Annotated in this window: 27 protein-coding genes, 1 tRNA gene and 1 pseudogene; 6 read left to right on the top strand and 23 right to left on the bottom strand. The window is 59.4% G+C overall.

Annotation, left to right across the window (positions count from 1 at the left end; all coding sequences use genetic code 11):
• Positions 1-6: 6 nt before the first annotated feature.
• On the bottom strand, positions 7-1,026 hold the full coding sequence (locus tag ACZ46S_RS00665) for a LacI family DNA-binding transcriptional regulator (RefSeq protein ID WP_464062948.1): 1,020 nt from the start codon (positions 1,024-1,026) through the stop codon (positions 7-9).
• Between the two features lie 85 nt (positions 1,027-1,111).
• A complete protein-coding gene (locus tag ACZ46S_RS00660) occupies positions 1,112-1,711 on the bottom strand; it encodes a TetR/AcrR family transcriptional regulator (RefSeq protein WP_464062947.1) in 600 nt (199 codons plus the stop codon).
• Between the two features lie 61 nt (positions 1,712-1,772).
• On the opposite strand from ACZ46S_RS00660, the gene ACZ46S_RS00655 reads away from it, so the two are divergent.
• Positions 1,773-2,336 (top strand): hydrolase, encoded by a 564-nt coding sequence (locus ACZ46S_RS00655; protein ID WP_295739533.1) that lies wholly within the window; start codon positions 1,773-1,775, stop codon positions 2,334-2,336.
• A 284-nt stretch (positions 2,337-2,620) separates the two neighbouring features.
• Here the strand turns inward: ACZ46S_RS00655 and ACZ46S_RS00650 are convergent.
• Positions 2,621-2,737 (bottom strand): annotated as a pseudogene (locus ACZ46S_RS00650) (hypothetical protein); the annotation flags it as partial.
• Positions 2,738-3,679: 942 nt separating this feature from the next.
• On the opposite strand from ACZ46S_RS00650, the gene ACZ46S_RS00645 reads away from it, so the two are divergent.
• Positions 3,680-4,324, top strand: a complete 645-nt coding sequence (locus tag ACZ46S_RS00645; RefSeq protein WP_464062946.1) for a GAF domain-containing protein — start codon at positions 3,680-3,682, stop codon at positions 4,322-4,324.
• 124 nt (positions 4,325-4,448) lie between these two features.
• Here ACZ46S_RS00645 and ACZ46S_RS00640 read toward each other — a convergent pair whose 3' ends face one another.
• The 4 genes from ACZ46S_RS00640 to ACZ46S_RS00625 all read right to left on the bottom strand — a co-directional run bounded on the left by ACZ46S_RS00640 (position 4,449) and on the right by ACZ46S_RS00625 (position 5,672).
• Complete coding sequence (locus ACZ46S_RS00640; RefSeq protein WP_464062945.1) at positions 4,449-4,685, bottom strand: hypothetical protein; 237 nt, start codon at positions 4,683-4,685, stop codon at positions 4,449-4,451.
• A 92-nt stretch (positions 4,686-4,777) separates the two neighbouring features.
• Positions 4,778-5,059, bottom strand: coding sequence for a hypothetical protein (locus ACZ46S_RS00635; RefSeq protein ID WP_464062944.1), 282 nt, complete (start codon positions 5,057-5,059; stop codon positions 4,778-4,780).
• The gene (locus tag ACZ46S_RS00630; protein WP_464062943.1) at positions 5,056-5,256 is read right to left on the bottom strand and encodes a hypothetical protein; all 201 of its coding nucleotides are present in this window, start codon (positions 5,254-5,256) and stop codon (positions 5,056-5,058) included. Before ACZ46S_RS00630 ends, ACZ46S_RS00635 begins: the two co-directional genes overlap by 4 nt.
• Positions 5,253-5,672 (bottom strand): hypothetical protein, encoded by a 420-nt coding sequence (locus tag ACZ46S_RS00625; protein ID WP_464062942.1) that lies wholly within the window; start codon positions 5,670-5,672, stop codon positions 5,253-5,255. The genes ACZ46S_RS00630 and ACZ46S_RS00625 overlap by 4 nt, the downstream gene beginning before the upstream one ends.
• 115 nt (positions 5,673-5,787) lie before the next feature.
• On the opposite strand from ACZ46S_RS00625, the gene ACZ46S_RS00620 reads away from it, so the two are divergent.
• The 4 genes from ACZ46S_RS00620 (at position 5,788) to ACZ46S_RS00605 (ending at position 7,387) form a co-directional block, all read left to right on the top strand.
• Positions 5,788-5,997: a hypothetical protein gene (locus tag ACZ46S_RS00620; protein ID WP_464062941.1), complete on the top strand. Its 210-nt coding sequence runs from the start codon at positions 5,788-5,790 to the stop codon at positions 5,995-5,997.
• 51 nt (positions 5,998-6,048) lie between these two features.
• Positions 6,049-6,426 carry a BPSL0067 family protein gene (locus ACZ46S_RS00615; RefSeq protein WP_464062940.1) on the top strand — a complete coding sequence of 126 codons (378 nt, stop codon included), beginning with the start codon at positions 6,049-6,051 and terminating at the stop codon, positions 6,424-6,426.
• The gene (locus ACZ46S_RS00610; RefSeq protein WP_464062939.1) at positions 6,395-6,745 is read left to right on the top strand and encodes an STY0301 family protein; all 351 of its coding nucleotides are present in this window, start codon (positions 6,395-6,397) and stop codon (positions 6,743-6,745) included. Before ACZ46S_RS00615 ends, ACZ46S_RS00610 begins: the two co-directional genes overlap by 32 nt.
• Positions 6,746-6,856: 111 nt before the next feature.
• Entirely contained in the window at positions 6,857-7,387 is a 531-nt protein-coding gene (locus ACZ46S_RS00605) for a YfbU family protein (RefSeq protein WP_464062938.1), read from the top strand.
• Between the two features lie 382 nt (positions 7,388-7,769).
• On the opposite strand, the gene ACZ46S_RS00600 is transcribed toward ACZ46S_RS00605, so the two are convergent.
• The 16 genes from ACZ46S_RS00600 to ACZ46S_RS00525 form a co-directional block, all read right to left on the bottom strand.
• On the bottom strand, positions 7,770-8,270 hold the full coding sequence (locus ACZ46S_RS00600; protein ID WP_464062937.1) for a hypothetical protein: 501 nt from the start codon (positions 8,268-8,270) through the stop codon (positions 7,770-7,772).
• Between the two features lie 60 nt (positions 8,271-8,330).
• Positions 8,331-8,738 (bottom strand): hypothetical protein, encoded by a 408-nt coding sequence (locus ACZ46S_RS00595; protein WP_464062936.1) that lies wholly within the window; start codon positions 8,736-8,738, stop codon positions 8,331-8,333.
• Complete coding sequence (locus tag ACZ46S_RS00590; RefSeq protein ID WP_464062935.1) at positions 8,735-9,073, bottom strand: hypothetical protein; 339 nt, start codon at positions 9,071-9,073, stop codon at positions 8,735-8,737. Before ACZ46S_RS00590 ends, ACZ46S_RS00595 begins: the two co-directional genes overlap by 4 nt.
• Before the next feature lie 13 nt (positions 9,074-9,086).
• Positions 9,087-9,692: a hypothetical protein gene (locus ACZ46S_RS00585; protein ID WP_464062934.1), complete on the bottom strand. Its 606-nt coding sequence runs from the start codon at positions 9,690-9,692 to the stop codon at positions 9,087-9,089.
• Positions 9,693-9,703: 11 nt separating this feature from the next.
• Positions 9,704-9,931 carry a hypothetical protein gene (locus ACZ46S_RS00580; RefSeq protein WP_464062933.1) on the bottom strand — a complete coding sequence of 76 codons (228 nt, stop codon included), beginning with the start codon at positions 9,929-9,931 and terminating at the stop codon, positions 9,704-9,706.
• Between the two features lie 133 nt (positions 9,932-10,064).
• Complete coding sequence (locus ACZ46S_RS00575) at positions 10,065-11,495, bottom strand: hypothetical protein (protein ID WP_464062932.1); 1,431 nt, start codon at positions 11,493-11,495, stop codon at positions 10,065-10,067.
• Positions 11,492-11,707, bottom strand: coding sequence for a hypothetical protein (locus tag ACZ46S_RS00570; RefSeq protein WP_464062931.1), 216 nt, complete (start codon positions 11,705-11,707; stop codon positions 11,492-11,494). The genes ACZ46S_RS00575 and ACZ46S_RS00570 overlap by 4 nt, the downstream gene beginning before the upstream one ends.
• A gap of 640 nt (positions 11,708-12,347) precedes the next feature.
• Positions 12,348-13,973 (bottom strand): hypothetical protein, encoded by a 1,626-nt coding sequence (locus tag ACZ46S_RS00565; RefSeq protein ID WP_464062930.1) that lies wholly within the window; start codon positions 13,971-13,973, stop codon positions 12,348-12,350.
• On the bottom strand, positions 13,970-14,782 hold the full coding sequence (locus tag ACZ46S_RS00560; protein WP_464062929.1) for a bifunctional DNA primase/polymerase: 813 nt from the start codon (positions 14,780-14,782) through the stop codon (positions 13,970-13,972). The genes ACZ46S_RS00565 and ACZ46S_RS00560 overlap by 4 nt, the downstream gene beginning before the upstream one ends.
• On the bottom strand, positions 14,779-15,048 hold the full coding sequence (locus ACZ46S_RS00555) for a hypothetical protein (protein ID WP_464062928.1): 270 nt from the start codon (positions 15,046-15,048) through the stop codon (positions 14,779-14,781). The genes ACZ46S_RS00560 and ACZ46S_RS00555 overlap by 4 nt, the downstream gene beginning before the upstream one ends.
• A gap of 122 nt (positions 15,049-15,170) precedes the next feature.
• A complete protein-coding gene (locus tag ACZ46S_RS00550) occupies positions 15,171-15,422 on the bottom strand; it encodes a hypothetical protein (protein ID WP_464062927.1) in 252 nt (83 codons plus the stop codon).
• Between the two features lie 100 nt (positions 15,423-15,522).
• Positions 15,523-16,170, bottom strand: coding sequence for a hypothetical protein (locus ACZ46S_RS00545; protein ID WP_464062926.1), 648 nt, complete (start codon positions 16,168-16,170; stop codon positions 15,523-15,525).
• A complete protein-coding gene (locus tag ACZ46S_RS00540; RefSeq protein ID WP_464062925.1) occupies positions 16,163-17,404 on the bottom strand; it encodes a tyrosine-type recombinase/integrase in 1,242 nt (413 codons plus the stop codon). The genes ACZ46S_RS00545 and ACZ46S_RS00540 overlap by 8 nt, the downstream gene beginning before the upstream one ends.
• A gap of 148 nt (positions 17,405-17,552) precedes the next feature.
• Positions 17,553-17,645, bottom strand: a tRNA-Ser gene (locus ACZ46S_RS00535).
• Between the two features lie 312 nt (positions 17,646-17,957).
• Positions 17,958-18,842 (bottom strand): N-formylglutamate amidohydrolase, encoded by an 885-nt coding sequence (locus tag ACZ46S_RS00530; RefSeq protein ID WP_464062924.1) that lies wholly within the window; start codon positions 18,840-18,842, stop codon positions 17,958-17,960.
• The gene (locus ACZ46S_RS00525) at positions 18,843-20,303 is read right to left on the bottom strand and encodes an oligosaccharide flippase family protein (RefSeq protein WP_464062923.1); all 1,461 of its coding nucleotides are present in this window, start codon (positions 20,301-20,303) and stop codon (positions 18,843-18,845) included. It lies immediately after the preceding gene.
• Positions 20,304-20,338: the final 35 nt, after the last annotated feature.

Below are 20,338 nucleotides of genomic sequence, written 5' to 3'. Positions count from 1 at the left end.
GCGTGGTCACTCCTGGGGGATTGCGGCCGCGAGCGACTGCCCGGGCCGGTAGCTATGGGAAAGCCGGATCTGCGCGGGCGGGGTCGCCTCGGCGATGCGCGCCAGCAGATGCAGGAAGGCGCGCCGGCCCATCTCGCGGGCCGGCTGCACGATGGAGGCAAGGCTGGGGCTGATCAGCTGGCCGACATTGATGCCGTCCATGCCGATGACCGAGACATCCCCCGGCACCGCCAGCCCCAGCGCGCGCAAACCGGCGATGGTGCGCAGCGCCAGTAGATCATTGGAACAAAACAGCCCGGTTGGCCGGTCGGCGGCGGTGAACACGCCGCCCAGCGCCGCCGCCTCCTCGGCATTGAAATCAGCTTCGATCAAGGCCGGCGCCGGCAGCCCGGCCCGCGCCACCGCCTGCATGAAACCGCGATGGCGCCGGCGCGAACGGTCCGAGGCGAGAAACCGCCCCGCCACCATCGCCAACCGCCGATGCCCCTGTGCGATCAGCGCCCGCGCCGCATCCGCGCCGGCCGCCTCATTATCCACCGCCACGCTGGCGCGCTGCGGAAACGGCGATTCATTGTGAAAGAGCACGTAAGGCTGGCCGGCCTCATCCAGCGCATCCAGGGTCGGGCTGCGCCCGGCATCCGCGACAGTGACAATCAGCCCGGCCACGCGCTCGGCCAGCAGCCCCTCCATCGCCGCCAGCTCCTGGGCGGGGTCGTAATCGCTGGAGGTGATCAACACCGTCCAGCCCGCCTCGCGCGCCGCCTCCTGAATGCCGGAAACACTGTCGGCGAAGACCGGATTGGCGAGGGTGGGCAGCAGCACGCCGACAGCGCGGCTCTGCCCCCTGCGCAGATCCCGCCCCATCCGGTTGGGGCGAAAGCCCAAGGCGCGGACCACCTCCTGCACACGCAACGCCGTCTCTGGCCTAATCCGCGCCCCGCCATTGAGCACCCGCGAGACCGTGGCGATGGAGACGCCGGCTTGCGCGGCGACATCGTGCAAAGTGGGACGGGGTTGCGATTTCATGAGGGCGCTTTAGCGCGCCGCCGATGACAATTTCGCGACAGTCCGGAAACGCTTTTGTGAAAATGAAAACGTTTACACGATCCCGCTATCCGGCGCGCAGATACATAGCGAGCATCCGCGTCAGCTCCGCCACCACCTCTTCGTCCTGCCCCGCCTTGGGCACCTGCTTCATCATCAGCAGCACCGGCATCGTCATCGCCGCCGCGCGGCCGGGGGCGAGTTGTGGCCTGGCCTGAAGCAAAACGGCTTCCACCAGCGCGCGGCTGCGCGCACGGAACGGCCGCGCCTGGCCCACCAGATCGGCACAGGCCTCCAGCAAGGAAGGCGCCAGCGCCCGGTCCTGCTCATGCGCGCGCAGCACCGCCAGCAGCCCGGCCGCCAGCGCTTCCGGGCTCAAACCCGGCGCGGCATCGCGCAACGCCCCCAAACTATTCTCCAGCCGGGCGGCATAGCGCTCCAGCAGCGCCATCGCCACGGCGGATTTGGAGGGGAAAAACTGATAAAGCGAGCCGATCGGCGCCCCGGCGCGTTTGGCGATCTCGGTCATCGTCGCCGCCTCCACGCCTTTTTCCGCAAACAGGCTGGCGGCGGCTTCCAGCAGTGCGGCGACACGCTGCACGCCGCGCTCCTGCTTGGGCGCCTTGCCGGGCTGGGTCGCGCTTGACGAATGTGAGGACACGCTCATATATCCAAATGTGAGGATACCCTCATAATACAGTCCCCCCTTATCTGAAAAGGCTGTTCCCATGACCGAGCTTGATCCCTCCCGCACCGCCCTGGTGCTCATCGACCTGCAGAACGGCATCACCGCCCTGCCCACCAGCCCGCGCACGGGTGCGGATATCGTCGCCCGTACCCTGCCCTTTGTGGCAAAATGCCGCGCCGCCGGGGTGCTGGTGGTGCCCGTGCATGTCGGCTGGCACGCGGATTTCGGCGATGCGCTACGCCAGCAGGTGGACGCGCCCGGCAACCACGGCAAGCTGCCCGATGACTGGCTGAATTTTGTCGAAGGGCTGGTGCAGCCGGGCGATGTCACCATCATCAAGCGCCAATGGAGCGCCTTTCACGGCACCGAGCTGGATCTGCAACTCCGCCGCCGCGGCATCACAAATATCGTGCTCTGCGGCATCGCCACCAATATCGGCGTGGAATCAACCGCGCGTCAGGCCTGGGAACATGGCTATCAGCTGGTGCTGGCCGAGGATCTCTGCACCTCGCTCGGCGAAGGCGCGCATGAATTCGCGATCAAGACCATCTTCCCGCGCCTCGGTCTGGTGCGCCAGAGTGCCGAGATCAGCTTCAAAGCCTGATCAAAAAGCCGCACCGGTCATACCGGGGCGGCAAACGGCACGTGTGAAAACGCCGAAAAAGCCGCTTTAAGATTTTGAAAGTCAATGAGATGCGCTGGCGGAGGAGATGTCCGCTTTTAGTGCGTTTTTTGTTTTATAAATCAATAAGTTAACATTGCGTCTTTCTTATCCCACAATTCAACCAAGGCATTCTAACGGCATGCGCGTGCAGAGCTATGCAAAAGAAGTTAGGAGCTATGCGGCTCTCTCGATCAACCCGGAACCGTTTACACTGCCGCATTCAATCAGCTGCCTGAGCGGCTCCATTCAGCGCTCTTGCAGATTATGCCGAATAGCACGCAGCCGCTGGTCTGCATCTGCTCGCCATCCAATTTTATAGTCATCCGATAGGTTTTCTTTCTCCTTACATCATAAGCTCAACCTTTCATAACCGACGCGGATGTTGGCTTGAGCGTAAGAACGAGCTCGTCCCCGACCCGCTCGGGTCCATTGGGGTTTTTGACCCACGTGTTGGTGGCGCAGAAATTTGAACCGCATGGAGAGATGACCATACGAGTTCCGCCGTCGTCGCGCGTCCAGTTACCGGTAATTGAGTTAGGAGAAGCAGCACACGCAAAAGGCGCCGACATAACAAGAGCAATGGAGGATATAAAAAATATACGCATCGTGGTTTTGCTCCCCAGAAATAATGCCGCGCTTACTCAACGAATAATGGCGCTTGCCCAACTCAACGGGTAGCAACAACTTTATACGCTTGGGTGCGTGGGATGGATCATCCCTTGGAAAAGTGCGATTGCGAGCAGTTGGCGTGGCGAAAAGAAGCCCCCAAAACCTAAATTCCCGAGCGCTAAGGGATTAAATATGCCGGTGAGAGGGGCTGTGAACTAAATCACCACGCCCACCGAGGGACCAGCCTCCCCATACCGCCCCCTCCCTCGCGGCGCCGGTTCCCCATTGGCGCCGCGACGCTCAGCAAAGGGCGCGCTCGGTGTGTCCCACTGTCTAGAGTATTGAAGCTTCGAGCCGTGATCATCATCAGCTGACTTAGAGCAATATGTGTTTAGGTTGACGCGCCAGCGTCAAAATAAACACATGAAATTGCTCGCCAAAACGAAAGCTAGAGCGTTCAGCTAAAAGCTGAAGGCTCTAGTATGCCGCTCCTGTTTCCAGATAAGTCGACGACATTACGAGATATATTAATATATTTCATTGAATAATTGTTAAGTTCACCTAATGTTGATTTTTTAATTTTTCGGAAATGATTTAGAGCGCAAACCTTCACCCCGTTGCCTGCTGAAGCTTGAGTTGGCTGAGTAAATCTAACTTTTAAGCTAGGAACTGCCATGACTACATCTCTAACCGCCAAAACACTGGAACTCGAAACCGACTCCCGCAACTTTTACAGCGGTCCTTCGGTTCAAAATGAGATGGAAATCTCATTGGGGACGCTGGCGCTTGAGATGGCTGATCGTCTGGGAGTAAGCTATGCTGCCGCCTCATTTATTCCCGGTTCATCCAGTTTTGTAGAGAGCGTTTTTGTCGGAGACATTACATATGTCCCTTATGGCAGCGCGCTTTGTGCCTCCGTTTTAGATCGGGACGGCATACTTCAGCTGCAGGACCTCGACAAAAACAGCCAGTATTCAACGAATCCATTTGTTTGCGGTTCTCCGTACATTCGGTCCTTCATTGGAACCGCAATTCGCGGCAGAAAAAACGAAGTGATTGGAGCGATTTGCGGCTTCAGCTCATCCAATCTCTATTTCTCAGAGAGAAGCGCCGATATCGTCAGATCATACGCTCGTCGCGCCTCTGCAGTGCTCGAAGTCATAAACACGTCAGAGACGCTCAAAGCCATGAAAATGATGAAGGACTTGGCTCGTGGAGCCGATCATCTTGCCTTCTTAGGATATGAAGAGACAGCTAAATATGTCGTGTCTCTCCTCTACAATAATGCCCCGAAAGAAGCTGAGCAGTCTGAAAATTAACGGCCTGCGCTTATAGAATCAAAGCTCCTGAAGTTTTCCTCTATTTTCGCGGCCGGAGGGAGCCAGCACCCCATGCCGGCCCCCTCCCTACGCGGCGCCGGTTCCCCATTGGCGCCGCGATCCCTTAATCCTTCATGGGCACCTTAAACCCCGTATCGCTATGCTCCCGCCTGGGCGGCTTCTTCATGATGACAAAGCCGCATAGCTCCAGATGCTCAAGCAAGCGCTCGGCCGTGATGCGCGCCATAAACCCATCCCCGGTATGGACGCGCTTACGACCACTAAATTGCAGGCCATACTGTAGCGCCATGGTGATATCGTCGGCGCTGGCGGGTGTCAGTTTTTCAAGGTCATCGCTCATGGCAGGAAGCTAGGGCGAGTCCATGGAACAAATCAAGAACATTTAGCGGGAGGTGCAAAGGGGGATAGCTTCCCGGCTACCCCCGCTATCCCCTAGACCATCGGCCCTACTTCAACACCAGCCTCCCCAAGCTGTTTGCGGATGGTCGCGGCGCGATTATCGAGGATATCCATCAACCAGCTTGTGTTGATTTCCAACACCTCCGGCACCCAAGCCCCGATCCTGTCATCGGTTTCCTGCGCCTTGCGGATATCCTCACGCAATCCATCATTCATCAATCTGATTATGGATTTTACGCGCTCCACGTCCCGCACAAATTCAGCCGCGTGGTGAAGGGCCATTTGCCGGGCTTCGGCTCGCTCAGCGGGGCTCATGCTGCACCGTCCAGGATATTAGCCAGCCGCGTTGCGTCTTCCTTGATCCGGCCGTTGATCCAATCGACCGCATTGCGGCAATCTTCTTCCTTGGTTTTTTCCCATTCGAGATTGTTGATAATCAGATTGGCGGTGGTCGCGGCATCCAGGATGCGGATGCAGATCGCTTGAGCCTCGGATAGGTTTTTCGCGCTCATGCCACACCCCCGGCCATCTGGAGAATTTCGTGCATGACGTTCCAAGCCCATTGGGCGCTGGCACAGTTTCGGAAATCTTCCTCGCCGTTGGGCTGTAGCGCCTCGGCTTTTGCGGCGCGGGCTATAGCCGCCATGCCCGCGAGCGTCCGGGGCTTGGCTTCAAATATCGCCGCACGGGTGCGCTCATACTCTTGCCATAACGGATCATCCTGAAATTCGCCGTCAAACCTGCCGGCGTTATATCGAGCGACATTTTCAATATGGCGGTTGCAGAGCGCAATCAGCTCTTGTTCGCCTTGTACCTGCCCAAGGGTGATGCTGGGCATGGCTGCGGCGATGGCCGCCAACGGGCCGGCCGCAAGCAGGCTTCTACGGCTCGCGGCGGCCGTGATAGGGGTGGAAACAGCTTTGGTCATTGATCTCTCCGTGTCCAAGGTGAGGCCGGGCCAAGTGTCCCCACACAAAGCCCGGCCGACTATCTGCACCGCAAATCCCCATGCGGCGTGTATATGGTGATATCACTCGCAACCGTTGTCAAGCATCACTGTTTATGGTGATATCACTTTTATGGTAATTAACCCTGACCGCCTGGTTCGAAAGCTGGTTTCCTTGCCCCACGACCTATTGGCAGCAATAGAGGACTATCGTTTTGCCAATCGAGTGAAAACAGAATCCGAAGCCATCCGCCGCCTGATCGAGCTGGGGCTTGAGAAGGCTAAAGACCTAGATACAAGGGGGTAATCAGGTTGATGCCACCTTGCCGGATGATATCGAATCAGCAAGAAAGGCGGCATGAGTTACGTTGCAAACCTAACCAAAACTAAAGCCTTAATGGGCAAGATGGTCGGTGATGGCCAATGCATTGCCTTTGTCCACGCTGTTACAGCCATTCCCCCAACGCCCTTTTGGCGTAAGGGCGAAAAGGTAAAAGGCGCGCATCTAGCCCCGGGTACTATTATTGCCACATTCGACGTAAATGGCAGGTACGGCAACCACACAAATGGTACTAGCCACGGTGCCGTGTATCTCGGGCAGAACGCAAACGGCATTCTTGTTCTCGACCAGTGGACAGGCCACACAAAGCAGCCTGTCCATGAGCGGCTTATCAGGTTTAAAAATGGTGCCGGGCTAAAAGTCGATGATGGAGACCAATACTATGTGGTCGAATAGAGTTGTACACGCCTTACTGTTCAGTGTGTTGCTTAGTCCTGCTGCCTGCGCCGATCCTTGGAAGTGCCCCACATCATTGACCGCAGGAGGCTCAGTTCACGTTCTCAACAACGCCTCCCTTTTTGATGGACCGCCTTCTGAGTTAGCCGATCTGATTCCAGTCCCGGCTGGGGAGTATGATAAATGGGATCTGCAATCAGTTGATCCTTTCCTAGTATGCCGATATGCGGAAACGAATCAGACAGTAACCCTCCATGCGAAGGGGGCCTCCTCGTGCCGGGCCGGGGGGAAGCCGTTTCAGGCTTATTGCTCAAAATGATATGATCAACAGAGCCGTCTCCGCCCGCCTCTCGACACAACCTCTTGCTGTAGGGTAAAGCATTCTCATATCGGAATATTCCGGAAAGCAGAAAGCAGCGGAGAAATGCAAATGGATCTTACAATCTTCGAGCGGAAGCTTCTCTTTAACCAATACGAAATTCTAAAACATATAGATCCTAGCGAGCGAGAATTCTATGAAAGAGCTCAACAAATTTTAGAAGACGGATATCGACCACTGTACAACAATTTGTTTCAGTCTATTGATGAGACTGGCTTGACAGTTGACGATGTGACTTTTGTTTACGATGTGCTTTCGATGTATGAAGCGCTCCAAAACTTCGAAACGAATTATCCAGAGCAAAAACACTTGGTCGAAAAAAACAGGTTCTTTGGCTTTGATTACAATAATAGCCGAGAGATTAAATTGGCCGGATTTGTTCGATTTTGTGTCGAAAAAGAAAAAAAATGGGAATATCTCAATATTGTAAATTATAATTCTCATATGCCCGCAGAAACCACGTATAGGCGAATGCTCTCTGCATGGTTGGCGTTGCCAAATCATGAGCGTTTTTCGTTAACGGCGGATCAAGTTCAAAAAATTGTCTTGGAAAGAATTCATCCGTCCAATCGTAAAGAATAATCGGATCTTTGCGCCTCGGTGCGCTCAATGCCCAGGTCGCGGACGGCGGCTTTAATTCCCTTTTCGTATGGCTGCTTGCCGCCAGGGGGCGCAAGTTGCGCCCCCTTTGATTGCGCCGTCAGCCGCACCCATTCCGCCACATGCTCATCCCGCTCAAGCGCGGCGTGCTGGGGTAAGCAATGTTGATACCAGCGCCCGGCTTTGGGGTATATCCAGACTTGGATGCACCCCCTTTGTTTTCGGCGCAAGTTGCGCCGATACCCCCTTGCTTTCAATCGTCTCAAGTTGAGCCGCTTGAAGATCAATCAGCCTTTGCCGTGTGGCAATCTTGTCATGAAATTGCGCCAATAGGCTAACGAGATGCCCCGAAATTCCGGGGTATTTATATTGCCGCCGTTTTGAAGCCTGCCGGGGTAAGCCGGTAATATCCTCTCTGAATCGGGCATTTTTCCACAAGCCCGCGCCTGATAAGTCCCGCGATGATCCGGGAGGGGTTTAGAACCGGATCAATGCCCAGCATCGGCCGGCGCATAGGTGGCGAATTTAGATCGCGCCCTCCGGTTCTTTTGAATGATTTGATTATCCATCTCAATTCATCAATCTTCCGCAGCCTATCTAATTCGTTCCGGGCTTCGGGGCATCCTCCGGCCGCCGCCTGTTCGGTTTCCCTGCGGTGTTCCCGGCGCTGGTGCTGATACAGCTCCTCAGCCTCTCTCACCCGCGCTTGGCGCAGCTCAACCCGGCTCTGTAGATCTTCGGATATTGACAAAAAGCCCTTGAGCGCATCGCTTAAGGCAATCCAGTTCATGCGCGGGAATTGGTGATGAATTTCCGCCATCGCGGCAATCATCATGCGCTGTTGCGTTCCAAGCCCTTTGCTCATGCTGCGGAATCACTCATAAGTGTATGAATATATCTTCCGCCGATTTTAAGCAAAGCCAGATTATGCGGCGCCGGCCTCGTCCATCTTGCTCTCACCGCCGAAGGGGCGCCAGCGTGCAAAGCGCGGTCCTTGGCGGTCGGTCTCGGAAACCGTGCGAAGCGCCGCCCGGTGAATGGATGCCCCGCGCAGCACCGGCCGGCCATCGCGTAGCGCCTGCCATGGCTGGTCCGGCACGCCAGCCGCCACCAGCACCCGGCACAGTTCCAGCACCGCCCCGCATTTGCTCTCCGCCTCATAGACGATGCCGGCAATCTCGCACCGCGCCCGCTCGATCATCGGGCCACCCGATTGCGGGCTGCGCAGAACGGGCGGGAGCATGTGGATCAAAACAGCGCCGCCTTTATGTGCGGTGTTGAGGCTGGAGGCGTTTTCAGGCTCCGGGCGGGCAATCAGACCGGCGCTAGTCATTCGCGGCGCCTGGCTTGATCCGCGTGCCTTTTTCGGCGGTAGAAGTATGCCCAGGCATGTTCGCGCGCTTCCTCTAGCGTCATGGGGCCTATATTGCCGCCAAGGCGTTGCAGCTTCACTTCTCCGTGCCCGATGAAAACCATCACGCCGGATGCGGTGTTCGCCTCAAAGTCAGCAAAGACAGGCCATGCCTCGGTGAGGCCAATGCGCCAAGCAATCACGCGCTCTGTACGCTCGGAAAGCTCCACGCCGGGACCGCTCCCCATATCGCAAAAGATCACCGCGATCTCTGCATGGTGCGCAGTAATAACGGGGAGTTGGTTGATTTGGGTCATTCAGTGCTCCGGCTCAAGCGCCCAGTTCCCTACGGACGGAATTGACCAGGACATATTGGCCGCCCGCATCGTAAGTTGCAGAAACAAGGATCTTCTTGGAGATCCGAGGCGCGGGAAGCCAGGGGTCGCCAAAACCAGCAACATGCGGATGACACTCAGAACCCAGGGCTTCGTTTTTGATCTGGTGATAACCCGGCGCCAGCGCTGCGATCTCGTCCAGCTTCGCGCGGGCCTGCTCGATCAGCGCGTCGGCTTCCATGCACAGCTTGGCGCGCGTTTCGTTCAGCTCGCGATGGCGTGCCTCGAAATGGCGCCGCTCAAACGGCCGCAGTTGATCCAGTGCCGCAGCCTGGGCGCGCTTGGCCCCATCGAGTCCGGCCTTGTGAAATGCCAGCCGGCTTTCCACGTCGCGCAGGGTATCCTCAACCTCTTTAATGGCCGCTGAGGAAACGGGCTTCCCGGTGCCGGTTGCCGCTAGCAATTCGTCGCGCTTGGCCTTGGCCTCGTGAAACTCCTTGACACCAGCTTGATGCGCCTGGAGTGCCGCAGCAACGCGGGCCTTGGCTTCGTCCAACCGCCGTTCAGCAGTCAGGTGGTCTTCAGTCTTTTGTACAGTCATCGAAATCCCTCTCAAAGCAGTTTGGAAAGTCCGTCGCCCACCGGAGCAACGCGAACATTGTCATCAATCGGCTTCACCTTCATCGGCTCGCGCGGGTGTTCATGGCGGCGCTGGATCTTCTCCATGGCCCGCTCGCCTTCGGCGCGCTTGGCGTCGATAGCCGTCTGTGTGACCAGCTCCTGTTTAGCCCGCGCAAACTCAGCACGGGTCATCTTCATCACGTCTTTCTCGTCGCTCATCGGATCAACAAACCTTTCTAAAAACAGTCGGCTGAGCCGACAAAAAAATGTACGGCGGGGGCAACAACCTTCCTAAAAAACCCCCGCCGCATTCACCCGTCTGAACCAATGCCGGGCGAATTCGATGCACGCTCTACCGGACCATCATTGCCCGGACTTTGCGTGCGTATGTCTCTGCTTCAGCGGGGCTCATACGCTGTTTCTCGCTACCCACCAGCAGCAAGGCACCACATGCCGCGTTGGCCACGTCATCATGTGCCCCCGGAGCATGGTCGATGCTGTCGCGTCCGCTGCGCGCCGTGCGCCGCTCCAAGCCGCAAAGCTGACTGCCCAGGCGCTTGATATCGAGCAACTGCGCCCGGCCGGAATTGAGGATCGGCAGGCAATCGCGGTAAATGTCGCTCTTTGAGCGGTCGCTCAGAGCGTATTCAATCCCATGCGTCCGCAAGCGCTCTCTTGGCCACTCCCCTGCGTAGCGATCACCCGTCACTCGGCTAATCCCATAGCTCCGCAGCAGCGCCGCAAAGTCCGCTGTAGCCTGTTCAGGGCTGAAGGGCGGCTTTACCTCGCGCACCGCGTCCAGCACCGCCCTGTCGCCATCCCTGTGCGCTATGGCCAGCGTCATGCTGTCGCCACCCGTGCCGCCGGCAGGATCGACAAAGGCGACGTAGCGCTTCCCGCGCATTGGCGCGATCTCGTACAGGCCCCGCGCGGTGCAAGCGTCCACCACGTCACGGGGGATGAAGTCGCTAAGGTCATTGCGGAATTCGGCGCCGTACTCGGCCGAGGCGTTTTCCGGGTCTTCCTCATAGGCTTCCGCGACAATGCGCGGGTCAAGCGCCGGGTTCATCTCCAGCGTTGCGGCCTTCCACACCAGCACGCGGCTATTCTGCCCGTAGTGCTTGGCAAAAGCCTGATACAGCACGCCGCGCTTGCGGTACGGGCTGGAGGCGTTGAGCAGGATGCTGCCGGGGATGGTGGAAAGCCCAGGGCGCAGCGCCGCGAAGATTTCCACGTCCGGGTTGGCGCTGTCATCGCTACGCCAGAACGCGGTCTCATCCGCCAGCACCGCCGCGAAGGTGTAGCCGCGCGTCACTCGGAAGCTAGCGGTCGCAATCTCGAACACCACACGGTTATTCAGCGTGATGGTCTCGGTGGTTTCGTCCTCAACCATCGGCGCCAATAGCGGCACGTCCAGCAGCAGCCCCTTGATGTAGCGGAATATCGAGCGGGCCTGCCGGCGATCCGCCGCGATGATGGCGATGGTGGCAACCTCACCCGGCGCCAGATACGGCTCATAGTCACGGAAGCAGGCCAGGAAGACCGCAATCGTGGCTAGCACGCGGCTTTTGCCGCCGCGCCGGCCTATGACCAGCGCCGCTTCCTTGAAAGCCTCTGTAGGCGGCTCTGTGCGGCCTGTGTGGCGCTGGTAGAGTGCTAGGGCGTCGTCATCCATCTCCAACGCGAACAGTGCCGCCAGGAAGGCCCGCCAGGCGCCCCAGCTATCGCCTTTGAAGTGCGGCCGGAACAGTGCCTTGTCATCCATCGCTTCCAGGATGTTCATTCGGCGCCATCCTTCTTGCTGCGGAGGTAGTCGCTCAGCGCCGGGGCTTTGCCGGCAGCACCCTTCAGGCCGAGGGTGCGGAGCATGCGCGCCAGTGAATTGCTCCAGCCCAGGAAGGCGCGCTGGTCATGATCCGACATTACCGCCCCGCCCAGCGCCTCGCGGTCCATGATCTCCAGGCGAAGCAGCAGAATAGCGGATCTATCGATCATGATTTTCTGTGTTGGCGAGGGGGAGCCGCCAAGGTGCTGAACCAGCTCAGCACGAATCTGCTTCAACCGGCGCGCTTCACGTGTGCGCCCGTCCAGTTTCGCTATGCTATCCGGGGTAGAGTATGGTCCTAACTGGCTCATATCGATTCTATGCCTAAAAAAGCCGGGTTGCGGCAAGTTATTTGTGGGATGGCTTGCAGGTCTATGCACTGACATGCGGAAACCAAGTCGAAATGCTGGATTTTTCTGCCAACGCGGCGGAGAGCATTTCCGCTTACGGGTCTCGCGGGTCGTTTCACCGGCTGGCATTTCCGGCAGCGCGGGACGGGTTTGGAGCGGGATTAGCGCCCCTCCCGCATCTCGGACACGCGCGCGGGGTTAAATCCGCTCAGAAACGGGGGCAGGCGGGTGGTCGTCGGGCCGGAAAATTTGAAAAATCAAGTTTGGCAGGCCACGCGCTCGTCTGGTTGTACAAAATGCACCTATGGCGAGTTGCGGCACGATGGAATTCAGCCCGCTTTCATGATGGTGGGGATGGTGGGGATGGTGGGGCAGTTTCGGACACTACACCGAAACTGTCACTGACAGTTTTCCCACGTCAGTTGAAACAGACCCACCAAACCCACCAAACCCACCGCAATCATTCGATGGTCCTTTCAGCTTTCCAGTAAACGGTTCCCGCGCGCGATCCATCTATAGCGAACCTGAGGCCACCGCTTGGCCGCCCCTTGTTCTTTCGGAGCCAGTCGCTAAGCCTCCGGCTATCCAAAACCCCGCGCACTCCCACCACGGGCAGCATTGCCTCGCGCAGCGCCATCAGTTCATTGAACAGCGGATCGCGGCTGCTAATCCCCTCAAGCCGCTTCACCACGTCCGCCGCCTTATGCCGTTCGTCGCCATAAACGGCCCACCATGTAGACAGAACCCCCTTGAGGCTGCTCAGGATGGGGTCGTTTGCGCGGATCTCATTAATGCTCTCGGCCGGATCAGCCATTCCCAGCCAAACCAGGGCGCTACGGACGTTATCAGACCATCCTGTAAATGATTGCAGCGGGGCCAGCTTTCCCGGTCGGCCTGCCAGGATATAGGCGCGCACGATGGTCAGGGCAGCGGCGATATACGGGCCTCGATTGGCCAGCACCTTGGCCACGGGATCAAAGTTAAATAGCCGTTCCTCTGGCCGCTCCATGCCTGCATCGAGCCTCGCCAGTACCGTGCGGCGTGTCATGTCGCCTTCGATTACCAAGTTATTGCCGTTCGCAAAAACGGTAGCGCGGCTTTCCAGCTCCATGATTTCGGACTTGCCCAGCGGCCGGATGCGGATGACGGGGCGCTCGATCAACTGGCAAAGCAGATCACCGCCCAGCGGTGCGGATACGTTGTCGATGCTCACCAGCGGATAGCCGGCGATCAGCAGCGCGCCCAGGCGCTTCTCGGTCTCTTCCTCAGTCTTGCCCGCCGTGGCCACGGGACAGATGCGGCCTGACAGGATGGCGCTGGCCACGTCCGCGATATAGCTCTTGCCAGTGCCAGGCGACGGCGCCGTGAAGGCATGCAGCGGGACCATACCTAGCGCGCCACGCACAATGGGGGAGATGATGGCGCTAAGCGCTACAGAGCGATCCGTGTCGGTGCAGAACGGAAAATTCGCCAGCAGATCGGAGAGCAATTCAAGCGCCACCTCTGCATCCTGGCGCGTCGGCTGTTGAGCCATCGGCGGAATGGTCAGGGACGGGTCAGGCTCCAGATAAAACCGAGTTTGCGGGTCATATCCGGGGGCAGACATGATGGTCCCGTCCCGGCGCAGCGTAGGGGCTGAGAGGATGCCCAACACGACATGGAAGGTCCACAGGCCGGCGCGGGACAGGAGAATCGCCGCAGCCTTTTCAGGCGGGTCGGTCGACACGTCTTTCTTTGACCGCGCATCGTACTTCACGAATTCGGCGTTTTGCGCCAGCAAATCCACCAGCATTGTCGGCGTGATAACCTTCAGCCCCGCCGCCATGGTGGTGCGCTCATCTGACGCGGAGACTTCCCACGCCATCGGTCGCACCAAAACCCCGCCGCGCTGAAATACATCGGCGCCCGAGCCTGTCAGCGCCTGCTCACAATCCGTTGCCCGTTGAGGGAGAATGCCGGCGATGACGCGAATAACAGGCTTTTGCGGTTTGTCGGGGTTGTCGATCAGCGCTTGAACATTTGGCGGTATTTCCGGGATGGACAGCTTTTGCTCCGGCTCCGGCATCCAGTCCTTGCGATCGATCATTTACGCTCCTGGGAAATTTCGAGAGGCTTGGCGCGCCCTTGGGCCAGTCCCCATTGAATGGTGTTTTCGGCTTTGCGTTCGCCCCGCAGGCCGGTGGCATCAAGCAGCCAGGCGGCGGCATCATCATCCGTGAAGCCCGCCCGGTCTTGGATGCCTCCAAGCAACAGCGCGGCATCACGGATGGCGCAATGCCGGGTTCCCTCGCGGGCTTCCGCAGCCTTGCGGATGGCGCCGCGCCTGACACGCTCCAGCGCCTCGGCGGAAAGCTGGCCATGATTGGCCGGCGCGCGGGAAATAGGCTCTGGCGGTGGCCAGATCAGCGCGGAAAGCCATATTGGCCAGGGTGCCGGCGGGGAATGGTCCAGGCATTCAAAGCCATGGGCAAACCAGTGAATAATCCCGCCACCTTCGCCGCGTACATCAATGCCGATGACGGGCTTGCCTTCGGAATTGCGCACGCCAGGCCGGTGCTGGAAATAGAGGTGCAGGCCACCGCCACGGGTGCGATAGGTCCGCGTCCGGGCGAAGTGCCGTTCATTCTGCTTCCACCACGCCAGCGCTTCCGGGTGCTTGGCATCTATATCCAGCACTGAAATACCGGATGCTTGGCCGGTGCGAATGCAGATCAACGCCGCGCGCGGATGGCTGAATAGGCGCTTGATCTCAACCTCTTCGGTTGATGCGTCGTAAAAGCCGTTGCCCCCTTCTTCCTTGCTCCATGCCGGGATCTTGTTGGCGTTGGCGGGGTAAACGGGCCAGCCATTGTTGCGCCCGATGTTGATGGCGGCTTGCGTGATTTCCGGGATCATTCAGCGTACACCTCCGCCGCCAGCACCACCGCCTCAGCCGCGAAGGCGCGCGCGATAGTCTGCCGTAGCGGCCAATCACAGATCAGCGGGGCAAGCGCCTCAGCGGCTTCAACCTGGCCTCTTTCCCAGCAAAACTCTTGAAGATCAGCCGAGGAAATATCGCTGGTGTCGCCTGCCTCAATGACGGCTTCGCGCACGCCATAAATAGCGCGATGCAGAGCAAAGCTGAGAAGCTGCTCCGGTGACAAATTTTCGTCCTGACGCACAGATTTTCTCCATGCGCCGCCATTTTGTCCTTGTGGGAATGCGGATAACACGCTAGCAGTTTGGTGCCGTCGAACTATCGCAAGTTATCTGCACGCCGCGCTAGGACAACCTGGGCGGCGTTTCAGTTGTTGGGTTTACGACGAACCTGGGCCTTGATTTGCGCTTGCGGCTGGTTCTCCAGCCAGGCTAGGCCCTTCTCAATGTTGATGAGCGTCCGCGCGCCAACCTTCACCGCGATCAGGTCGCCGGCCGCGAGGCGGTCATAGGTGCCCCGGACAGACATGCCGGTCAGGGCGCACCACGTATCAATGCCGCCATATTTAGGCGTCAGCCCCTTCGCCAGGGCGGTTTCGGATTTCATAGGCAGGTTCATAAAGCCTCCAGTGCTTGCATGTGCAGAACAGGAGATTTTATGCGCCAAGGATGGGGTGAGGCGAAATAGAAAAATCGGGTACGAAACGGCTTATTTTTTACTACCTGTTTTTGTCCTTTTGCTGCCTTTTTTTTAAACGAAGCTCTCCTTCCTTTACGCTCTTCTTTATAGCTTCATCGGATATTTTAATTCCTGCTTTTAGTAGTGCAGCTCCTATTGCCCTATAAGTTTTCGAAGCCGAAGGGATTTTTTGTTTTTCCTCCCGCCATGCTCTGCGGAAAGTTGAAAAAAGCCAAACAGCTTCATCTTTAGAAAGAGGTCCGTCTAGATGATCGGCTTCGTCCCCAAAAAATTTTGGGGTTATGTATTGTTTAGCTGCCTCAAATGCATCAGCTAAATTTTGGATTTTTGATACTCCATGCCACTCTATCGTCGCTTCAAAGTCACCACAAAGGTCACCACAAAAGTCACAAAGGTCTTTCTTTCTGGCCAGCGTTGTGATCAACAAATCCTCAAATTCTTTTATAATTTTTCTTTCATTGTTGTGTCTTGCTATGTTGTTTCTGCGTCTTTCAAATCGCTGCGGGTTTTTAAATTTTGGGATAACTTCCACTAAAATTCTGGAGCTTTTTGTATTTCCTATTGGCGGTGCGCCAATTTTTTTTACGACCTCCTGAAGCTCTTCAAGCGTAATATGTTCTTTGTTTTTTGCAGCTCTTATTTCTGCATTAGTCTGCGCCTTACCCATCCGCCCTCTCCACCACCCCACAAAACTCCCCCCAGCTCTCCATCAGCTTGCGCCGCCGGTCGAGCAGGTCGCCGCGCTGATAAGCCGCCTGCACCTTGTTCCCCAGCGTATGCGCCAGAGCGGCCTCGGCAATGTCGGACGGCTGGCCGGTCTCGGCCGCCCAGTCCCGGAAGGTCGAGCGGAAGCCGTGCGCGGTCAGATCGTCGCGCTTCATCCGGCGCAGCAGCACCAGCATGGCCATGTTGGAGAGCGGCGCGCCTTGCTTGGCGCCGGGGAAGACATAATCCGCGCCATCGATCCGTAGCGCCTCGGCCCGCTTCAGCACGTCCAGCGCTTGGGGCGATAGCGGTACGCGGTGCTGGGCGCGGGCTTTCATGCGCTCGGCCGGCACGGTCCAGACCTTATTCTCCAGATCGATCTCATCCCACCGCGCCCCGATGACCTCGCCGGTACGTCCGGCCGTCAGGATGGCAAAGCGCAGGGCCAGCGCGGCCACGCCGTTTTCAGCGTCCAGCGTCTCCATGAAGCCGCCAATCTCGCGCCACGGCAGGGCGGCATGGTGCTCCACCTTCGCCAGCTTGGATTTCTTCGGCAGCACGTTCTCCAGATGACCACGCCACCGCGCCGGGTTCTCCCCCGTGCGCCAGCCATGCGTGGTGGCATAGCTCAGAACCGCCTCGATGCGCCCGCGCACGCGGGTTGCGGTCTCGGACTTGGTTGTCCAGATCGGCTCCAGGATCTTGGTTACATGCCCGGTCTCGATCTCGCCCACCGAAAGGCTTCCAATGATGGGATAGACGTACGTTGCCAGCGTGGCGGTCCATTGCTCGGCGTGCTTGGCGTTGCTCCACCCGGCCTGGTTCGCGGCAATGTATTTCTCAGCGCATTTTTGGAAGGTGATGGCCTTGGCCGCCTCCAGTTTCCGGGCCTTGCGCTTGGCGTGCTTGGCTTCAATCGGGTCCAGCCCCTCCAGCACCAGCTTGCGGCACTCGCGGGCCTTATCCCGCGCCTCTGACAGGCCGATGGTATAAACCGCCCCGAGCCCCATCTCGCGGGCCTTCCCGTCGATCATGAACCGGAAAATCCAGCTCTTGCCGGTCTTGGTCGGCTTGCCGTTCTCGTCCAGCGCGTTCGGGCCGACATGCAGCCAGAGGCCGCCGCCATCGCCGTACATTCCCGGTTTGTTCGTGTTCTTCACCTCAATGGGTGAGAGCTTTTCAAGCAGTCTTGGCATATCCCACAAATCCAGACCAACGTATGATCCCACAATCTAAAGCGAGATGTACGCGCATTTGGGTGCAGACGCAAGCAAAATGAACGCTAGAAAACCAAGGAAAACCTTGGCCTTTTTGCTTGTCGGTGATGGGTAATGCATGGTGCGCTGGCGGAGGAGATGGGATTCGAACCCACGATACGCCTTGACAGCGTATAACGGTTTAGCAAACCGCCGCCTTCAGCCTCTCGGCCACCCCTCCGGTGCACAGCGTCGCCTGAACGGCACCAGCCCGACGCTCATAATCGGCGGGCGCGCGAAGGTAAAGCCCAAGGTGAAGAATAATCGTCGCGATTCAGCCGGATCTCGCGCGGCAGGGCCTGCCGGACCAGCGCCCCAAGGAAAATGCCGGTCTGGCATGAGGGAGCTGAGGGGCGGTTTTATGCTGCGCCGCAAAATTTCTCTTGCACTGCAACATGAGTTTAGGTAAAACGTTTTTACAGGGTGAGTTTCTCCCCTGTTTCTTGGACGTTTCCTCCCTAAACTTGGCGGTGCTTTATGCACCGCCTTTTTTTTACTCCGCTGCTTGCTTGAAGTCCGGACCAGGCAGGCCGCCTTGCCGCAATGTCTGGATCACGTCCGCCAGAATCGCGGAAAGCCGCGCCTGCACCGCCTCGAAGCCGGGTTTGCGGGTATATTGGCGCTCATTCATGTAAAGCCCGCGGGCCAGCTCGATCTGCATTACCTGCACCGCCTCATGCGGGCGGCCATAATGGCGGGTGATGAAGCCGCCGGCATACGGGTCATTCCGGCGCACCGAAAATCCCTGCCCGAGAAATTGCCGTTCGAGGAAGTTCGACCAGGCCGGGCGGCAGCTGGCGCCGTGCGCGTCGCCTAGAATAATGTCCGGGCGGGGGCTCAGCCGGCTGAACGGGGTGGGCATGGAGTGGCAGTCCAGCACCAGGCAATAGCCGAACCGCTCCAGATTTTCCTCGATCAGCCCGGCCAGCGCCTCGTGAAAAGGCCGCCAGCAGCTCTCGATTCGCGCCCGCGCCTCCTCGAACAACAGCTTGCGGGCATAGATCGGCTCGCCGGTGCCGACGATCCGCGCCACCGTCCCCAACCCGCAAGCCACGCGCGGGCTGGCGCTGTTGACGTAATCGGGCAGCCGGTCCGCGAACATGTTGGGGTCCAGCTCCCAGGGTTCGCGATTCACATCGCACCAGGCGCGGGGGAATTCCGCCGACAGCAGCGGCACGCCCAGAGCCGGGCCGGCGGCGAACAGCTCCTCGACGAAACTATCCTCCGAGCCGCGGATCGCCTCCGGCGTCAGCCGCGAGGCCTGCAGAAACGCCTCCGGATAGACCCGGCCGGAATGCGGCGAGGTCAATACGAGGCCGGCCAGCTGCCGCGCCGGGCGGTGGAGGGTGATCGGCGGTGCGTCCATAGGTGCCGTCATTCAACCAGCATGGGGGCGCGGGGGCAAGGGAAACAGTGCCAGCCGCAGCCGCCGCGCCAAGGCCCGCAGCCGTGCCGGCGCCAAAGCCAGCACGATGACGATGAAACTCAACGCCGCAATGCCCGCCTGCAGGATCAGCGCCTGCGCCAACGCGGCCGGCAAAAGCGGCGTGACCGCCCAACCCGCCAGCCGCGCGCCGAGCAGCCCGGCCAGCGGCACCAGCAGCAGCCGAAAGAGCGGCCAGGCCAGGTCGCGCTGGCCCTGGCGCAGCGCCAGCAGAAACAGCAAAGATGAAGCCGCCCCGCGCACCGCCAGCGCCCAGGCCAGCGCCGCCAGCCCGAACGGTGCGGCCAGACAGCAGCTCGCCAACATGCTCAGCGCATTCACCCAGGCATACCAGGAGACCAGCCCGACCCGTCCCAGCGCGGTGAGCAACGGGCTGATGATGCCATAGAGGGCGAGGCTCGGCGCCACCAGGCTGAGGATGGTGAATACCGGCACCGCCCCTGCCCAGCCCGGTCCGAACATCAGCAGCATCAATGGCCGTGCCGCCGCGCCGCTCACCGCGCTGACGAAAAAGATCAGCAGGCACAGCGCATCCAGAATATGGCGCAGCACCAAAGCCCGGCGCGGCGGATCGTCGCGCACCGCCACCAGCACCGGCAGCACCAGCTTGCGGGCGGGCAGAAACGCCACCTCCTGCAGCACCTCCAGCAGCCGCTGGGCGATGCGAAACTGCGCCAGCGCCACCAATGGCAGCAACAGCCCCAGCAGCATCACATAGCCGGTGAGGGCGATGAAATCGACAAAGGCCGCCTCCATCAGCGGCCGGGAGAAGGCAAAGCCGGCGCGCAGCACCACCCAGCCGGGCGGGCGCGGCGGCACCCAGCGCGCGCTGGCGCTGGCCACCAGTGCATAGAATGCCACCCCCACCAGGCGCTGCGCCACCAAAGCCGCCACACCCTGCCCGGCATAGGCCAGCGGCAGCGCGCACAAGCCGCCCAGCAGGGTGCTGCCCAGCGAGATCAGCCCGATGCTGCGAAAGCGGAATTGCGAGCTGAGCCGCGCCGAGGGGACGATGAGAAAGCAGGTCATCACCACGCTCAGCGCCATCACCCGCAGCACCGCCTTCAGCAACGGCAAATGATAGAGCCGCGCCGCCCACGGCGCGAGCAGCCACAGCCCGGCCATGAACAGCAGCGCGGCGAGCAGCTGGCTCCAGAACGCCCCGGCCTCCACCGCGCGGTCGCCGGGGCAGGCCTGCACCTGCTCGCCGGCGCCGGAATTGGCCACCACCTTGGCCAGCTCGGACATCGCCGAGGCGATCGCGATCAGCCCGACATCGCGCGCCGGCACCACCCGCAACAGCAAGGCCAGGATGGCAAACCCCGCCGCGCGCTCGGCCAGCACGGTCGCGAAATTCCAGGCCGCCCCGTGCGCGGTGCGCCGTGCCAGGCTCATCCCCGCCTCCGTTACAGATCCGGTATGAAAACAGC

Source organism: Acidocella aluminiidurans, assembly GCF_055383125.1.
Note: the sequence above shows the minus strand (reverse complement) of the source record. Positions and strands in the feature narration are given on the sequence as shown.

What these genes read in the sequence shown, in the direction of transcription:
- ACZ46S_RS00665 (WP_464062948.1), bottom strand. Translation starts at nt 1,026, where the DNA reads ATGAAATCGCAACCCCGTCCCACTTTGCACGATGTCGCCGCGCAAGCC.
- ACZ46S_RS00660 (WP_464062947.1), bottom strand. Translation starts at nt 1,711, where the DNA reads ATGAGCGTGTCCTCACATTCGTCAAGCGCGACCCAGCCCGGCAAGGCG.
- ACZ46S_RS00655 (WP_295739533.1), top strand. Translation starts at nt 1,773, where the DNA reads ATGACCGAGCTTGATCCCTCCCGCACCGCCCTGGTGCTCATCGACCTG.
- ACZ46S_RS00645 (WP_464062946.1), top strand. Translation starts at nt 3,680, where the DNA reads ATGACTACATCTCTAACCGCCAAAACACTGGAACTCGAAACCGACTCC.
- ACZ46S_RS00640 (WP_464062945.1), bottom strand. Translation starts at nt 4,685, where the DNA reads ATGAGCGATGACCTTGAAAAACTGACACCCGCCAGCGCCGACGATATC.
- ACZ46S_RS00635 (WP_464062944.1), bottom strand. Translation starts at nt 5,059, where the DNA reads ATGAGCCCCGCTGAGCGAGCCGAAGCCCGGCAAATGGCCCTTCACCAC.
- ACZ46S_RS00630 (WP_464062943.1), bottom strand. Translation starts at nt 5,256, where the DNA reads ATGAGCGCGAAAAACCTATCCGAGGCTCAAGCGATCTGCATCCGCATC.
- ACZ46S_RS00625 (WP_464062942.1), bottom strand. Translation starts at nt 5,672, where the DNA reads ATGACCAAAGCTGTTTCCACCCCTATCACGGCCGCCGCGAGCCGTAGA.
- ACZ46S_RS00615 (WP_464062940.1), top strand. Translation starts at nt 6,049, where the DNA reads ATGAGTTACGTTGCAAACCTAACCAAAACTAAAGCCTTAATGGGCAAG.
- ACZ46S_RS00610 (WP_464062939.1), top strand. Translation starts at nt 6,395, where the DNA reads ATGATGGAGACCAATACTATGTGGTCGAATAGAGTTGTACACGCCTTA.
- ACZ46S_RS00605 (WP_464062938.1), top strand. Translation starts at nt 6,857, where the DNA reads ATGGATCTTACAATCTTCGAGCGGAAGCTTCTCTTTAACCAATACGAA.
- ACZ46S_RS00600 (WP_464062937.1), bottom strand. Translation starts at nt 8,270, where the DNA reads ATGAGCAAAGGGCTTGGAACGCAACAGCGCATGATGATTGCCGCGATG.
- ACZ46S_RS00595 (WP_464062936.1), bottom strand. Translation starts at nt 8,738, where the DNA reads ATGACTAGCGCCGGTCTGATTGCCCGCCCGGAGCCTGAAAACGCCTCC.
- ACZ46S_RS00590 (WP_464062935.1), bottom strand. Translation starts at nt 9,073, where the DNA reads ATGACCCAAATCAACCAACTCCCCGTTATTACTGCGCACCATGCAGAG.
- ACZ46S_RS00585 (WP_464062934.1), bottom strand. Translation starts at nt 9,692, where the DNA reads ATGACTGTACAAAAGACTGAAGACCACCTGACTGCTGAACGGCGGTTG.
- ACZ46S_RS00580 (WP_464062933.1), bottom strand. Translation starts at nt 9,931, where the DNA reads ATGAGCGACGAGAAAGACGTGATGAAGATGACCCGTGCTGAGTTTGCG.
- ACZ46S_RS00575 (WP_464062932.1), bottom strand. Translation starts at nt 11,495, where the DNA reads ATGAACATCCTGGAAGCGATGGATGACAAGGCACTGTTCCGGCCGCAC.
- ACZ46S_RS00570 (WP_464062931.1), bottom strand. Translation starts at nt 11,707, where the DNA reads ATGATCGATAGATCCGCTATTCTGCTGCTTCGCCTGGAGATCATGGAC.
- ACZ46S_RS00565 (WP_464062930.1), bottom strand. Translation starts at nt 13,973, where the DNA reads ATGATCGATCGCAAGGACTGGATGCCGGAGCCGGAGCAAAAGCTGTCC.
- ACZ46S_RS00560 (WP_464062929.1), bottom strand. Translation starts at nt 14,782, where the DNA reads ATGATCCCGGAAATCACGCAAGCCGCCATCAACATCGGGCGCAACAAT.
- ACZ46S_RS00550 (WP_464062927.1), bottom strand. Translation starts at nt 15,422, where the DNA reads ATGAACCTGCCTATGAAATCCGAAACCGCCCTGGCGAAGGGGCTGACG.
- ACZ46S_RS00545 (WP_464062926.1), bottom strand. Translation starts at nt 16,170, where the DNA reads ATGGGTAAGGCGCAGACTAATGCAGAAATAAGAGCTGCAAAAAACAAA.
- ACZ46S_RS00540 (WP_464062925.1), bottom strand. Translation starts at nt 17,404, where the DNA reads ATGCCAAGACTGCTTGAAAAGCTCTCACCCATTGAGGTGAAGAACACG.
- ACZ46S_RS00530 (WP_464062924.1), bottom strand. Translation starts at nt 18,842, where the DNA reads ATGACGGCACCTATGGACGCACCGCCGATCACCCTCCACCGCCCGGCG.
- ACZ46S_RS00525 (WP_464062923.1), bottom strand. Translation starts at nt 20,303, where the DNA reads ATGAGCCTGGCACGGCGCACCGCGCACGGGGCGGCCTGGAATTTCGCG.